Annotated in this window: 13 protein-coding genes and 1 CRISPR repeat array; of the genes, 11 read left to right on the top strand and 2 right to left on the bottom strand. The window is 61.9% G+C overall.

The annotated features are described in order from the left end of the window. Both AC2YHA_RS19450 and AC2YHA_RS19445 read right to left on the bottom strand, forming a co-directional pair. Positions 1–2,440 (bottom strand): class I SAM-dependent DNA methyltransferase (locus tag AC2YHA_RS19450; RefSeq protein WP_487402971.1); only part of this gene is annotated, 2,440 nt, incomplete at its 3' end. A gap of 362 nt (positions 2,441–2,802) precedes the next feature. Next, positions 2,803–2,976: a hypothetical protein gene (locus tag AC2YHA_RS19445; RefSeq protein WP_487402972.1), complete on the bottom strand. Its 174-nt coding sequence runs from the start codon at positions 2,974–2,976 to the stop codon at positions 2,803–2,805. Between AC2YHA_RS19445 and cas9 the strand changes: the two genes are divergently transcribed. The 11 genes from cas9 to AC2YHA_RS19390 all read left to right on the top strand — a co-directional run. Continuing rightward, the gene (gene cas9 / locus AC2YHA_RS19440) at positions 2,939–6,118 is read left to right on the top strand and encodes a type II CRISPR RNA-guided endonuclease Cas9 (RefSeq protein WP_487402970.1); all 3,180 of its coding nucleotides are present in this window, start codon (positions 2,939–2,941) and stop codon (positions 6,116–6,118) included. The two genes, AC2YHA_RS19445 and cas9, sit on opposite strands and share 38 nt — an antisense overlap. A 9-nt stretch (positions 6,119–6,127) precedes the next feature. Continuing rightward, entirely contained in the window at positions 6,128–7,069 is a 942-nt protein-coding gene (gene cas1 / locus AC2YHA_RS19435; RefSeq protein ID WP_487402969.1) for a type II CRISPR-associated endonuclease Cas1, read from the top strand. A gap of 32 nt (positions 7,070–7,101) precedes the next feature. Further along, positions 7,102–7,407 carry a CRISPR-associated endonuclease Cas2 gene (gene cas2 / locus AC2YHA_RS19430; protein ID WP_487402968.1) on the top strand — a complete coding sequence of 102 codons (306 nt, stop codon included), beginning with the start codon at positions 7,102–7,104 and terminating at the stop codon, positions 7,405–7,407. A gap of 72 nt (positions 7,408–7,479) precedes the next feature. Continuing rightward, positions 7,480–9,299: direct repeats of the CRISPR family, unit length 36 nt; unit sequence GGTTTAGCCGCTCAGAGATCGGGGGCCAACCGCAAC. A gap of 91 nt (positions 9,300–9,390) precedes the next feature. Continuing rightward, a complete protein-coding gene (locus AC2YHA_RS19425; RefSeq protein ID WP_487402967.1) occupies positions 9,391–9,585 on the top strand; it encodes a hypothetical protein in 195 nt (64 codons plus the stop codon). A gap of 947 nt (positions 9,586–10,532) precedes the next feature. After that, positions 10,533–11,054: a helix-turn-helix domain-containing protein gene (locus AC2YHA_RS19420; protein WP_487402966.1), complete on the top strand. Its 522-nt coding sequence runs from the start codon at positions 10,533–10,535 to the stop codon at positions 11,052–11,054. A 51-nt stretch (positions 11,055–11,105) separates the two neighbouring features. Continuing rightward, a complete protein-coding gene (locus AC2YHA_RS19415; protein ID WP_233783835.1) occupies positions 11,106–11,462 on the top strand; it encodes a hypothetical protein in 357 nt (118 codons plus the stop codon). A gap of 48 nt (positions 11,463–11,510) precedes the next feature. Then, positions 11,511–11,972 carry a hypothetical protein gene (locus AC2YHA_RS19410; RefSeq protein WP_233783834.1) on the top strand — a complete coding sequence of 154 codons (462 nt, stop codon included), beginning with the start codon at positions 11,511–11,513 and terminating at the stop codon, positions 11,970–11,972. Next, positions 11,855–12,520, top strand: a complete 666-nt coding sequence (locus AC2YHA_RS19405; protein WP_487402965.1) for a JAB domain-containing protein — start codon at positions 11,855–11,857, stop codon at positions 12,518–12,520. Before AC2YHA_RS19410 ends, AC2YHA_RS19405 begins: the two co-directional genes overlap by 118 nt. Before the next feature lie 73 nt (positions 12,521–12,593). Then, complete coding sequence (locus AC2YHA_RS19400; RefSeq protein WP_487402964.1) at positions 12,594–13,085, top strand: MarR family winged helix-turn-helix transcriptional regulator; 492 nt, start codon at positions 12,594–12,596, stop codon at positions 13,083–13,085. Between the two features lie 24 nt (positions 13,086–13,109). Continuing rightward, complete coding sequence (locus tag AC2YHA_RS19395) at positions 13,110–13,421, top strand: hypothetical protein (protein WP_487402963.1); 312 nt, start codon at positions 13,110–13,112, stop codon at positions 13,419–13,421. A gap of 299 nt (positions 13,422–13,720) precedes the next feature. Beyond that, positions 13,721–14,199 (top strand): BapA/Bap/LapF family prefix-like domain-containing protein (locus AC2YHA_RS19390; RefSeq protein WP_487402962.1); only part of this gene is annotated, 479 nt, incomplete at its 3' end.

The raw sequence follows: 14,199 nt of genomic DNA, 5'->3' as shown, positions 1-14,199 counted from the left end.
TGCTGGCTGCTGGCTGCTGGCTGCTGGCTGCTGGCTGCTGGCTGCTGGCTGCTGGCTGCTGGCTATTATATGTAGCCGTGTCATCGTTATAGTCAAGCGTTATCAACGGATTAGGTGAAATTTTTCTCGCTTCCTCAAGCGTGACTATGAAGCCGTCGCCGTGCAGCTTGACACCTGGCGAGCAGAGCCGGTCATTCGCCTTGAGCGCAATCGTAGCCGTCAGATCGGCACCTACGCGCAGATCACTGCCGATGACGCCCATGCGGCTGGTGAACTCGATCCGGTCGGGCGCCTCGCTTTCATCCGTGACAGTGAGCAGCAGCCCCTCGGCCTTGCCAGGTGCGGCGACCGTCATGGCGATCCGCACCGCCGCGCCGTCCTTTTCGTCCACCCAGGGGTGATTGGGAACGGCGAAGCGCAGTGACAGCGCATCCTTGGCGTCGAGGTGTTTCGCGATCACGCGTCGGCTGAACAACTGGGTGATCGAATTGGTGGTGACGAAGCCGAAACGGCGCGTACCGTGCTTGCGGACCGCAAGCGCAGCCTTGTCCCACCAGTGCATCACGAAGTCGGCGCTCTCGGGGACGTCCGTGGTGCGGAACAGCGCTTCGAAATAGCCATCGCCCAGTCGGTCGCGCACATCCTTGCCACCGATGAACGGCGGGTTGCCGATGATGAAGTCCGCTTTCGGCCATTCGGCTGCGCGCGGACGGACGTAGCGATACGTCTCCATTCGTGCGCTCTCGTCCGGCACCGGGCGCCCCGTCACGGCATGCAGCTTCATCGTTTCGCCATCCCAGCGCGTCACGGGGGCGCCATCCTTGTCGCGTTCGAATTCCCGGCTGTCCCAATCGATCAGGGCATCGCGGTTCTCGATGGTGCGGATATCGCGCAGGATCGGCTCGGGCGGGGAGCGATCCCTGCCGTTCACGCGGAAATGCCATTGCAGATAGCCGATCCACAGCACCAGCTGCGCGATCGCCGCGGCGCGCGGATTGATCTCGATTCCGAGGAAGTTTTCGGGCGTGATGGTGTGGCCGGTCAGCTCCGCGACATATTGCAGGTCGCCGAGCTCCACGAGCAGGTCGAGGACTTCGCCTTCCAGTTCCTTCATCCGCGCCATGGCGACATAGAGGAAGTTGCCCGTGCCGCAGGCCGGGTCGAGCACGCGCGTGGCGGCGAGGCACCCGTGGAACGCTTCGACCGTGCGCCGGGCCTGCTCCGGCTTGCCCTGGTCGATCAGCTCGGCGACGGCGACTCGGATGCCCGCCCAATCGGCGCGCAGCGGCTCGATGATCGTCGGGCCGACCAGCCGTTCCACATAAGCGCGCGGCGTGTAGTGCGCGCCGAGTTTCGCGCGTTCCTTGGGATTGAGGGCACGTTCGAGCAGCGTGCCGAAGATCGCAGGCTCGACTTCGGTCCAGTCTTTCTGCGAAGCCTCGATCAGGACCTTCAGCTCGTCCAGCTCGAGCGGTAGCGCCGCGGTGTCCTTGAACAGATAGCCGTTGAAATGCTTCACCGCGATGCCGAGGCCGGGTGCGAACGCGCCGCAGTCCATCGCGCGCCACAGGGCGGAAAGCTGATGATGCAGATGCTCGGGATGGTCGAGCTGGCCGCGTAGCAGCGTCTTGAAGCTGTCCCGCGGCAGCAGCACGCCCGTATCCTCGGCGAACATGGTGAACAGCACCCGCATGAGAAAGCCGCTGACGGTCTCGGCGGAATGGCCGCGTGCCTCCAGGCGGCGTGAGACGGTTGCGAGCAGATCGGCGATCTCGCGCGTGACCTGCGCGGCCTGGGCCGAGGGATCGAGGCTCTTCGGGTCGGTCCAGATTGCCGCCAGCCGCTTGCGGACTTCCGCGTCGCGCAGGTCATCGAGCATGACCCGGTAGCGCGACCGGTCCGGAAACTGGGCATAGGCTTTGCCGGTGCCGGTGAAATCGGCATAGACCTCGATGCAATAGCCGATGTCCGCGATCAGCAGGAAAGGCGGCCAGCCATGGTCGGCGGGCAGGGCCCTGGCATAGCGTTCGGCCTGGCCCTTGGCCTGCACCATCGCCTTTGCCCAGCCGGGCGTCCCGCGCCGGGCGGTGCCGCGCTTCAGGCGCGCGGATGCGGTCTGGCCGAACAGGTCGAGGTCGTCCTCCCCGCGATCGGCCGCGGCGCGGTCGGCATCGCTGCCCTGCTTAGCCTCGAGGATGAAGGCGTCGCGCTTGTAGAGGTCGATGCGGCCGAAGCTGGTCGTCCCGTCGCCATTGTCCTGGAAGACGCGGCGCTCGAAGACATAGTCGTTATGGGCGTCATCGGCCCGGCTGCCGTTGGGCGGCGCGATGCCGAGGAGGTGGCACAGGCCGTTGATGAAGCTCTGAGTGTTCGCCAGTTCGGAACCGCCGGTGTCGCGCCAATGCGCGATGAATGCTTCGATCTCGGATTCGTCCCCCATGCGGTGAATCTACCGATCCTGGCGGCAAGGAAAAGGCGGGGCCGTAGCCCCGCCCTTATTTGGTGCAGTCAAGCTGCTTGTTAACAGCTGGCCCGCGATCTCTGAGGTAGAAAGAATTCCATCTCCACGAGAGCCTGTCAAGACCAACTGCAACTAGAATCCTTTGGCATAACCCGAAGACAATGCGCCAGTTTCCAAGGCGGGAACGGGTTTGGATATCCGCCCCTTTGCACTATGGTTTTCGCAGCATGCCAGCCGCTAGGTGATGGCGGACGGTTTGGACCCCGACCGCCATCACCAGCATAGCGCATGAGTGAATAGTTCCTCCCAGCAGGCTGGGCTTGTCAATCCCCTAGAATACTTTATTTATCATTGGCGGCGATGGCGGCGATGGCGGCGATGGCGGCGATGGCGGCGATGGCGGCGATGGGATATCGGAGGCAGAACAATATTGCCCACACCGTGGAAGAAGAGCAGAAGTTGCGAACGGGGTGGAATATGCGCAGACTCGGATTCGATATCGGCACCAATAGCATTGGCTGGTGCCTGGTAGAATTTGATGAAGAACACCCGATCGGAATCCGCATTCTAGATATCGGTGTCCGCATCTTCAGCGATGGACGCGATCCCAAGACCGGCGCAAGCTTGGCGGTGGACCGCCGGGCAGCGCGGTCGATGCGGCGGCGGCGTGATCGTTATCTCGGGCGGCGTTCGGCCTTTCTCGACAATTTGATCCGATACGGATTGATGCCCGCCGATACGGACGAGGCCAGGCTGGTCGCCGCGCGCGACCCCTATTCGATCCGCGCCCGCGCACTCGTCGAACGACTGGAGCCGCATGAGATCGGGCGTGCGCTCTTCCATCTCAACCAGCGCCGCGGCTTCCTTTCCAACCGCAAGGCCGAGCGGCGCAGCAAAGATACTGAGGACGGCAAGATCAAGCAGGGCGAGTACGCGCTCGATCGCGCCATGCTTGAGGCCGGCGCCGATACACTTGGCCAATTCCTCGCCGGCCGCGCGGAGAAGCGCGTCCGGCTGAACGGCGAAAGCCAAGGCTATGATTTCTACCCCCAGCGCCGGCATGTCGAATATGAGTTCCAGCGCATCTGGGAAGAGCAGGCGAAGCATCATCCCGCCTTGTTGACCGAAGAGGCGCGTGCGGCGCTCCACCGTGTCCTGTTCTTCCAGCGCCCGCTCAAGGAACCGGTGGTCGGCGTGTGCACCTTCGTGCATTCCGAGCGACGGCTACCCAAGGCGCATCCTCTCTTCCAGGAGCGGCGGCTCTACGAAGAGGTCAACCAGCTCGAGATCACCGCGCCGGGCGAAGCGCCGCGCAAGCTGACGCTCGATCAGCGGAATCATCTGATCCTGATGCTGCGGAGCAAGAAGGAAGTCGCCTTCACGACGCTGGCCGGTGGCAAGGGGTTGAATCTCCAGGCCGGCGAGAGCTTCAACAAGGCGAGCGAGACGCGCACGGTGCTGCGCGGCAACGAGGTCTATCACGCGCTTGCGGACAAGAAACGCTTCGGAAATGGCTGGGCGCACAAGTCGCCTGAGCAGCAATGGGCGATCATCGAGCGACTGCTGGACGAGGAAGACCCGGACAAGCTCCATGCCTTCCTGACAGACGAATGCGGCCTCGACGAAGCGGCGGCGCTCGCGACCGCCAAGGCGCCGCTGCCGGAGGGGCATGGCCGGCTGGGCGAGACAGCCACGCGGCTGATCCTGGAGGAGCTAAAGAAGGAAGTCGTCACTTATGATGAGGCCGTCCGGCGCGCCGGCTGGCATCACAGCGACGACCGCACCGGCGAGATCCTCGATCGCCTGCCTTATTATGGCGAACTGCTGGCGCGCGATATCCCGCCCGGTTCGCAGGACCCGTCGGACCCGCCGGAGAAACGCTGGGGCAAGATCACCAACCCCACCGTCCATATCGGGCTGCGTCAGCTCGAGAAGCTCGTCAACGCGATTATCGCCGTTCACGGCCGACCCGACCAGATCGTCGTCGAGCTGGCGCGCGAGCTGAACCTCAGCGAGGACGACAAGAAGAAGCACGACGCGCGCATCCGCCGAAATACCGCCGCCGCCATCGCCCGGGGGGAGAAGCTGGAGCAGGAGGGCATCCCCAATACCGGCGCCAATCGCGCCCTGCTCAAGCTGTGGGAAGAGCTCAACCCCGCCAACCCGCTCGACCGCCGCTGCCCCTATTGCGCTGAGCCGATCGGGATGCGCGCGCTGTTTTCGGGCGAAGCGGACGTCGATCACATCATCCCCTATTCGCGCTCGCTCGACGACAGCGCCGGGAACAAAGTCGTGGCGCATCGCCACTGCAACCGGACCAAGGGCAATCGCACCCCCCATGAACGCTGGGGCCACGAGCCGGATCGCTGGGACAGGATCGCCGAACAGGTCGCGCGACTGCACAAGTCGAAGCAATGGCGTTTCGGGCCCGACGCCATGGAGCGCGTCGAGAAGGATGGCGGTTTCCTCGCGCGGCAATTGACGGACACGCAATATCTCTCGCGGCTGGCCGGCAAATATCTGCGTAGCCTCTACCCCACCAAGGAGGATGGGAGCGTCTATGTGATTCCCGGCCGGATGACGGCGATGCTGCGGCGGTTGTGGGGGCTGAACAGCCTGCTTCCGGACCATAATTATGTCGAGAACGAGCACAGCAACGCGCCCAAGAACCGGCTCGATCACCGCCATCATGCGATCGATGCGGCGGTGACCGCGGTCACCACGCGCAGCCTGCTCCAGCGGATCGCCCGAACCACCGGCCAGGCCGAGGACAAGGACCTCGACCGGCTGTTCGAAGGACTGGAGCAGCCATGGGAAGGCTTCCGGGAGGAGCTGGGCGAGGCGCTCGCCCGCGTCACCGTCAGCCACAAGGCCGATCACGGACGCAACGGTCGCCCCTCGCGGCATCGCGACGTGACAGCCGGGCGCCTGCACAACGACACCGCTTACGGCCTCACGGGCGAGGTGGCGGCGGACGGCAAGACGCCGATCGTGGTCCACCGCGTGCCGCTCGCCAGCCTCAAGCCGGCCGACCTGACCAATCCGGACCGCATTCCCGATCCGGCGCTGCGCGACGCGCTGTACGAATGGACGCGCGATCTCACCGGAAAGCCGTTCGAGACGGCGCTGCAGCGTTTCCGCGACACGCATCCGGTCTTTCGCGGCATCCGCCGCGTTCGCGTGCGCGAGCCGCTGAACGTCATTCCCATCCGCGATGCCTCAGGCCGCGCGTACAAGGCCTATAAAGGCGACGCGAACGCGCGCTTCGATGTCTGGCGGCTGCCCGGGGGGAAATGGATTTCAGACATCGTTTCGATGTTCGATGCGCATCAGGCCTGCGAGGGGGATCGGAGACCACATCCGGCTGCCAAGGCGATGTTGAGGCTGCGCCAGAACGACTTGCTGGCGATCGAAGGTGACGATGGCGCGCGCCGGATCGTGCGGGTGGTCAAATTCTCTACCATCGGCACCATCGCGTTGGCGGCGCACAACGAAGGAGGCCCGCTCAAGGCGCGCGATGCCGCATCCAACGATGTCGATCCGTTCAAGTACGTGCTTTCATCGGCGGGTGGCCTCAAGCGGCTCAAGGCTCGCCAGATACGCATCGACCCGCTCGGCCGCGTCTTCGATCCGGGCCCCCGCGAAATGAACGGCTGAGCGCGGGCGATGGACCGCATCGTCGATATCGCCACCGACGGCCGCCATCTCTCGCTCTATCGCGGCTTCCTCGTCGTGGAGGAACAGCGCGAGGAGGTCGGCCGGATCGCGCTCGACGATATCCATGCGGTGATCGTGCATGCCCGCGGCACCACCTGGAGCGCCAGTCTGGTCGCCGCCCTGGCCGAGCGCGGCGCGCCGGTCGTCTTCTGCGGATCGAACCATTCGCCGGTCGCGGTCACGCTGCCGATCGAGGGGCATCATGCCCAGAACGCCCGTTTTCGCGCGCAGTGGGATGCGTCGAAGCCGCTCTGCAAGCAATTGTGGCGCCGGATCGTAACAGCCAAGATCGCGATGCAGGGATCGCTGCTGGCCGCGCGCGGCATCGCGGGTGCGGATGCGTTTCCCTTGATCGCGCGGCGCGTCAAGTCGGGCGATTCGGACAATCTGGAGGCGCAGGCCGCGCGCCGCTACTGGCCGTTGCTGATGGGCGCCGAATTCCGGAGGGACCGTAATAGCCCGGGTGCGAACGCATTGCTCAACTACGGCTATGCGGTGATCCGGGCGACCGTTGCCCGGGCGGTGATCGCCGCCGGCCTCCATCCGACGATCGGCATCAACCACGCCAATCGGGGCAACGCCTTCGTATTGGCGGACGATCTTGTGGAGCCGTTCCGGCCCCTCGTCGATGCGCTCGTAGTTGCAATGGTCGCGCATGGGTTCGATACCCTCGATCCGCAGCGCAAGCGGCAGTTCGCCAGACTAATCGCGTTCGATTTGCGGGTCGGCGGCGAGGCATCTCCCTTGTCGATCGCAGCCGCGCGGCTCGCGCAATCGCTCGCGCGTGCGTTCGAGACCGGACGTCCCTCGCTCGCGATATTCGATCCTCCGACACCCATCGAATGGGCAGCGCTCGCCCGAATCGACGAAGACGATGAGGCGATCGATTGACGAGCGCTTCCTATCTGAGCGGGTACCGGCTGATGTGGATCTTCGTCATGTTCGACCTGCCCGTCGTCACCAAGAAACAGATGAGAGACGCGGCCAAGTTCCGCGAGTTTCTGCAAGACGAAGGCTTCGAAATGAGCCAGTTTTCGGTCTATGCTCGATTCTGCAACGGCAAGGAGAGCTTCGATTCACATCTCTCGCGGATCGAGCGCAATCTGCCGGAGAAAGGCGATGTGCACATTCTCACCTTCACCGACCGGCAATATGAGAACATTGTCCGATTCTCGAGCCAGCGGCGCAAACGCCCGCGCAAGAATCCGGACCAGCTTGCCATGTTCTGATTCGCATGCCCGGAAACAGGCTTCCGGATGTGCAAGTTTTTCTTACTTAATCAATAAGTTGCTTGCACATCCGGTTTAGCCGCTCAGAGATCGGGGGCCAACCGCAACTCGCTTGGCTCGCGGATCGCGGCGATGACGGTTTAGCCGCTCAGAGATCGGGGGCCAACCGCAACTCGATTTCGGTGAAGTCGCCACGCAGCGGGGGTTTAGCCGCTCAGAGATCGGGGGCCAACCGCAACAGCACGTCGCGCAGGTACGCCCATGGATCCAGGTTTAGCCGCTCAGAGATCGGGGGCCAACCGCAACCAATGGCCGCCGCGTCCGCTTCCGCCGCTTGGTTTAGCCGCTCAGAGATCGGGGGCCAACCGCAACTTTGGGTTGCACTGACAGGTGCCGTCGTCTGGTTTAGCCGCTCAGAGATCGGGGGCCAACCGCAACGCGGATAGGAGCTACCCTGCACCGTCGCAAGGTTTAGCCGCTCAGAGATCGGGGGCCAACCGCAACTCTTGCGCCGCGTCCGCGGGCGCAGGAGGGCGGTTTAGCCGCTCAGAGATCGGGGGCCAACCGCAACCTATCGCAGATCGTCAAGAAATTTCTCGAGGTTTAGCCGCTCAGAGATCGGGGGCCAACCGCAACTGATCGAGCACCAATATTTCGAAGACGACGGGTTTAGCCGCTCAGAGATCGGGGGCCAACCGCAACTACCGCCGGAACAACGTGAAGTCGATGAAGGGTTTAGCCGCTCAGAGATCGGGGGCCAACCGCAACCGGCAAGTCGCCGTTTCCGCTCTTGATCCAGGTTTAGCCGCTCAGAGATCGGGGGCCAACCGCAACGCATGACCATCTCTTGCGAGGCGCCGGTCGGGTTTAGCCGCTCAGAGATCGGGGGCCAACCGCAACTCGACGCAGCGTGCCAGGCCGAAATGAACAGGTTTAGCCGCTCAGAGATCGGGGGCCAACCGCAACTTCGGTTGGCCTGTGGATCGCGTGCATCTTCGGTTTAGCCGCTCAGAGATCGGGGGCCAACCGCAACTTGATGGCCGTGAGATCGTCGGCCTTCGTGGGTTTAGCCGCTCAGAGATCGGGGGCCAACCGCAACTGAACGCGATAGAAAGCGGCTTGGGCACCAGGTTTAGCCGCTCAGAGATCGGGGGCCAACCGCAACGCACTCCCGCAACGCGTGCATGACCGAGGTGGTTTAGCCGCTCAGAGATCGGGGGCCAACCGCAACGACCAGGGGCCGGCAATGCGGGCGTGCTGCGGTTTAGCCGCTCAGAGATCGGGGGCCAACCGCAACGTTTGGGTGATCATTAACGCAGCCGTATCCGGTTTAGCCGCTCAGAGATCGGGGGCCAACCGCAACGGTGACAGCATCGGGTTCGGTGTCCACTCGGGTTTAGCCGCTCAGAGATCGGGGGCCAACCGCAACTGATCTGCGGCACACAACCGGAACTAGGGTGGTTTAGCCGCTCAGAGATCGGGGGCCAACCGCAACTTGGTCTTGGTGGTGGATTTGGTGGCGGTGGGTTTAGCCGCTCAGAGATCGGGGGCCAACCGCAACTTGGTGGGGCTCATCGGCACATGCTCATGCGGTTTAGCCGCTCAGAGATCGGGGGCCAACCGCAACTAGAACGCGCTGTAGAGCTTCTACAGAGTGGGTTTAGCCGCTCAGAGATCGGGGGCCAACCGCAACTGGAGCACTGCCCTCACCGAACAGCACCACGGTTTAGCCGCTCAGAGATCGGGGGCCAACCGCAACTTCGGCCGTGTTGATCCAGTAATCGTTTTCGGTTTAGCCGCTCAGAGATCGGGGGCCAACCGCAACATAGCTTGGGAAGCTTCTGCTCTACCATTGAGGTTTAGCCGCTCAGAGATCGGGGGCCAACCGCAACTCGCGCGGGCGGTTCCCGCGCATCTGAAGAGGAAGATTCCGCCGATCAGCTTGGGATGTTCGAGACGCCAGTGCAAAAGGCCGTTTAAGCCGTGACCGATCTTCTGAAAGATGTTGCAGCATTGGGCGGCCGCTCGTTCGACGAGAAGCTCGACGAACTCGACAGCAGAATCTTTTCGACGCTCAAACGATTCATTGGAACCCTGCATCGCGCGCACTCGACATTAAGAGTCGCGGAGGAAAACGAGAGCTTACGCTTGATTCGTCGGCGTGGAGCGAGCCTTTGACCGAGTTTCTCGGTCAGAGGTTGAGGAAAATGATGAAGCGGCAGAAGGCGACTTGCTCGGGTTGGTACCCGTTCAAAGACGTTTCGATTTTCGTCGCGGGGACAACGGCGAAGTATGGCAAGGTCGCGTGGCAGCCAACCTAAGCGCCGACTATCTTGAATTGAGCGCGAAGGAATCGCGGCGGGTAAACGTTGGCGCGCGGTTATTAGAACTAAGTCTGTCCATCATCCCGATGGCCGCCACGTCAACGTCTCGCGCTTGCTGATCGACCTTACACCGCTCTAGCTTGGTGCGTTTGCTGGAATAGGCCGCTCGGTTGGCTGGGGCGGCAGGATTCGAACCTGCGAATGACGGTACCAAAAAACGCTCGATGCGGATACCAGCCTTCCGAGAGCCGCAGATTTCTGCGGATTTTAGCGGTATCCCAAGCTCGATTCCGCGGGTCAAGAAAAGTCATGACATAAATCATGACATGGGAATGGTAGTAGTTTCCCATCACCGCGGCATCTGCTTGGCGCCCATTTCCGGCCGTTCAGTGACGGAAACCACATTTCAATCAATCCGCCACCATGTCGCGAAAGGAGCATGTCGCCGGCACGAAATGGCCGGCCCAATGGGCCGGCCACAGGTTGGGGAGTGGCGAATCTGCGGACGTGCTACTGACCGAATTCCCCCTGTCGTCTACAGCTTCGCCGATCACAGCCTCGCCACGTCGGCCCCCGACCGCAACTCTAATCGCAACCGATTCCGGGCGTATCAGGGAGCGGCGGCTATGGTGGTCCAGCTCTCCAATTTAGCCGGCGGGGCAAAGTTCATCGGCTGCCGCAGCCGCTTCCTCGAGCGGGTCGGAGAGCCTGTGTCGGCTTCCGGCCGGGTGAGAGGGCTGCAGCGAACATATGTATTTTGTTCGGTTTGAAGGCGCGCGCCTTCGGGATATCTTTCCTCGAATGGATCCGCCGCCGTTCGACTCACTGACTGCCAAGGAGCGGGCCTGTCTTCGCTTGGTGGGCGAGCTCAAGAAGACGGAGGCGATCTCCTTCGAGATCGGCCTCTCCCCCAACACGGTCAATTCCTACATCGCAAGCGCGATGAAGAAGCTCAGGGCACGCAACCGTCGCGAGGCGGCGCTGATGCTGCGCGCTTATGAATCGCAGCTACCTGAAAAATTCATATCTGAATCTGAGCGGCTTGTGGATCGTCCTGATCCGTCCATTCTGCCCAGGCCAGCACCGATGCAAGGCGATCAATCGCGCCTGAACGACGTGCTGGTCGAAATGTCGAATGAGGACGGGTCAGCCATTGCCTGGCTCTCCTCGAAACTGGGGAGAAATCGCAATGGTTTGACCGTGTCGCAACGATTGCGGGCAGTCTTCGTGATTGTCGTGGCCACCGTCGTGGTCTCATTCCTGATGTTTGCCGCCTTTGAATCGCTGCAGCGCGCTCTCTGGCGGCTCGCACAGTCCAACTGAAACTCCAGCCTATCTCACCACGGGGCCTGCGCTTCGCGGAAAGGGGGATCTATGCTCAAAGTACGTCGCGCCGCCGCAGAGGCGGTTCGCTCAGCCTTTCTACCGGCCGAAGCCGCCCAGGATCTCGCCGCGCGAGAAGCGGCTCGCTGTCTGTCCGTGGCGCTGGAGGCCCGTGCCGAAGCCAATCTCGGCCTTGGTATCGGGCTGAATGCCATCAGCCTTCTGTCCAAGGGCGTCGCCCACGCAGTCGAGGCCCGCCAATCGATGATCGAGGCACACCGTGCGCTTGCCCTGATTCCGGCCGAGATCGGCTTGACGAGGGCATGGGGCGAGGAGGGCGATTGTCCGCCGATCGAGCAGCCGGCTTTGGCTGGAATCGCGACACCTTCACTTCGCGTGGTGGCGTGATCCACGCTCGACTTGACGGGACGCCGGCATTGGCGTCCCGGTCCTGCGATGTTCGGCCTTCCCATCTTCCTCTGTGTTCTGGTGCCTGTATGCGGATATGCATTCTGGCGCGGTGGCGCGCCCGAGCGCGTCGTTGCTGGCTTGTTCATCGCCGCGTGGGCCGTGACGATGATCGGTCACCTCCCCTTCGGTCGGCGCTATTATCAAGTCGATCCGCTCGTCTTCAGCGTCGACGCATGTCTGTCGATTTGTCTCTTGTGCGTAGCCTTGCGGGCGGACCGTCACTGGCCATTGTTCGCGAGCGCATTCAATTTCGTGATCCTGCTCGCTCATATGATCAAGTTTCTCGATCCGGATCTGATCCGGCGAGCCTACGCGATCATGATATACCTGTGGCCTTATCTGCAGCTTGCGGTGCTGGCGATCGGAACCTGGCGGCATCGCAGGAGGCTGATCCGCAAGGGCACAGACAGATCCTGGTCGACCTTTTTGGTACGATCGACCGGCTGAAGGCGGGGTGCTGGGCCGACATTCTGATCCGGCGATACAGCGTTATCAGCAACATTTTCGCCGCCGATCCGGTCGGCGTTAGCGATATTCTGGGCGATAGCCGCCCCGCTTTCTTGCTCAGCACCACGCGCGGCGCGATGCTCGCCTCATTGCGCGAACGAGCCGTCGACGCGCTGCGCATCAACTGCCTTGAAGACCTCAAGGTCTATCTGCGCGCTGACATGGCAGCCCTGCCATGTGAAGTCGTTCGCCTGATCCTTCTCGACAACTCGCGTCGTCTCCTCCTCGATGAGACCGTGGGGCTCGGAACGATTGATGAGGTCTCCGTCCATCCGCGCGAGATCGTGCGCCGAGCGCTGGAGCGAAACAGTCGTGGGGCCATCCTCGTCCACAACCATCCGTCCGGCTTGGCGAGACCGAGCCGCGCAGATCGCGAACTCACCAAGTCGATCTGCACAGCACTGCAGCTGGTCGGTGTGACGCTGATCGATCATCTCATCATAGCAAAGAGTGAGATCTTCAGCATGCGTGAGGCGGAGATGATTTGATGACGATAAAGGCGATAGATTTAAGATAATCTCGTCATGATAATTAAATTATGAATTTTAGGGCATTCATAATATGTCTTCAGATTATATTGAATCTCCTATCGGAAATATCCGACAAGGTAATAGTTTAAATGATATTGCTCGAGATGGAGTTGGTAATAGCTCTCTCGTGCGAGAAGCAAAAACTATGAAAGGTGCTCGCGCTATATTCTCAAGCATATTTCCTGGTAGTCTTTTCAGGGATTCGGCTTGGGACATGATGCTGGAGCTATATATAGTCCAAGCGGAAGGTCGGAGCATATTCATGAAGCAGCTCGCGGCTGCTGTCGGCGAAACCTCGACTGGTGCAGCCCGGCGCATCGGTGGCTTGGAGCGAGCTGGCCTGGTCACTCGACGCGTCGATCCAGAAGATCATCGGCGTAGCGAAATCGCTCTTACTCCAACAGGCGAGGCGGCGATCACGACATTGCTGAAGCATATTTTCGATAATCAACCTGTCGAGAACATCGGTTCGAAGATCAGGCCGGTGTCATTTCATCCGGAAGAATCACGCCGGCGCCGTTGATCGGCCGGCATTCCATCGAGGCGCATGGCGATCGCGATCAGAAGCTGCACGCGACTTTCATTGCCGGCGAGCGCGGCTTCGCCGATAAGCGCGAGCAATTGCCACGGCGCCTCGTCACCATGTTCCTTCAGCAGTGTTTCGGTGATCTCCCCGAGCTTATCCTCGCTGGTTATCGCCCCGCAACTCTCCACTTTTATATCGACGTTTGGCAGCTTTCATCTCCTGCTCAGCGGCGTGGCGCATGGATTGTGCATGCGTCGCTTGATCATTGCCAGCAACGAAGGCCGTCGCGGCATCAGGCGCTATCAGGGAACGGGCCATAAGATCGCCACCTGAACGGCGCGGCGTTCGGATGATGTGTCGCCTGCCCAAGTGCCCGACGCTCGCGCCTTGGCGATGGCCGCGCTCGGCACCGCGTTGCCTGTATCCCACGGGATTTTGGCTTCCGCACCTGAAAAGCAGCGCGTCACAATTAGCTCCGAAATCGGAATTCTAGAGGCCGCCACCGATAATGTGCAGTATTTGTCATGATGACGAGAGCGCGCTGGCAAGCTCTTGGAGAATAGCTCTCCAAGGGGAAAGGTGAGTTCGGCCTGCTCTCGCGATGTTCCATCGGTCTACGAGAGGAGACGGTGATGGCTGCGGAAGTGATCGACAAGGCAACTGGCGCAATCCGCTCTGTGCCATTGGATGCAATCGATCTCGACAAGCCCAGCGTTGTCCGCTTGCAGATCAGTCGCGCAGATGTCGCTGGATTGTACCGGGATGGTAACGATCTGATCGTACGTTTGCGATCCGGTGAGGACATCAGGGTCGTCGACTTCTACAGCGCATCGAACGAAAATGGCACGAACGACCTGGTCCTCAAGGAATCCGACGGCACGCAATGGCTCGCGCATCCCAGCGGGGCGACGAGCCGCTATTCGATTCTGAACGATCTCGATGAGCTTCTGGCGGGCAGTGGCGGCGGTGAAGGCGGCTCTGGATTCCTCGTACCGGGTCTGCTCGGCGGCGCTGCGGTGATCGGAGGGATCGCCGCTGCTGCGGGCGGTGGTGATGACGACACCGACGCGGATGCTGACGCCGACGCGGATGCTGACGCCGACGCGGATGC

The sequence above is a fragment of the Sphingomonas sp. SRI_018 genome, from assembly GCF_057586275.1.
Note: the sequence above shows the minus strand (reverse complement) of the source record. Positions and strands in the feature narration are given on the sequence as shown.

Coding starts and splice junctions, on each gene's coding strand:
- AC2YHA_RS19445 (WP_487402972.1), bottom strand. CDS start 2,976: ATGCTATTGGTGCCGATATCGAATCCGAGTCTGCGCATATTCCACCCC.
- cas2 (WP_487402968.1), top strand. CDS start 7,102: ATGTGGATCTTCGTCATGTTCGACCTGCCCGTCGTCACCAAGAAACAG.
- AC2YHA_RS19420 (WP_487402966.1), top strand. CDS start 10,533: ATGGATCCGCCGCCGTTCGACTCACTGACTGCCAAGGAGCGGGCCTGT.
- AC2YHA_RS19395 (WP_487402963.1), top strand. CDS start 13,110: ATGGCGATCGCGATCAGAAGCTGCACGCGACTTTCATTGCCGGCGAGC.
- AC2YHA_RS19400 (WP_487402964.1), top strand. CDS start 12,594: ATGTCTTCAGATTATATTGAATCTCCTATCGGAAATATCCGACAAGGT.
- cas9 (WP_487402970.1), top strand. CDS start 2,939: ATGCGCAGACTCGGATTCGATATCGGCACCAATAGCATTGGCTGGTGC.
- cas1 (WP_487402969.1), top strand. CDS start 6,128: ATGGACCGCATCGTCGATATCGCCACCGACGGCCGCCATCTCTCGCTC.
- AC2YHA_RS19410 (WP_233783834.1), top strand. CDS start 11,511: ATGTTCGGCCTTCCCATCTTCCTCTGTGTTCTGGTGCCTGTATGCGGA.
- AC2YHA_RS19415 (WP_233783835.1), top strand. CDS start 11,106: ATGCTCAAAGTACGTCGCGCCGCCGCAGAGGCGGTTCGCTCAGCCTTT.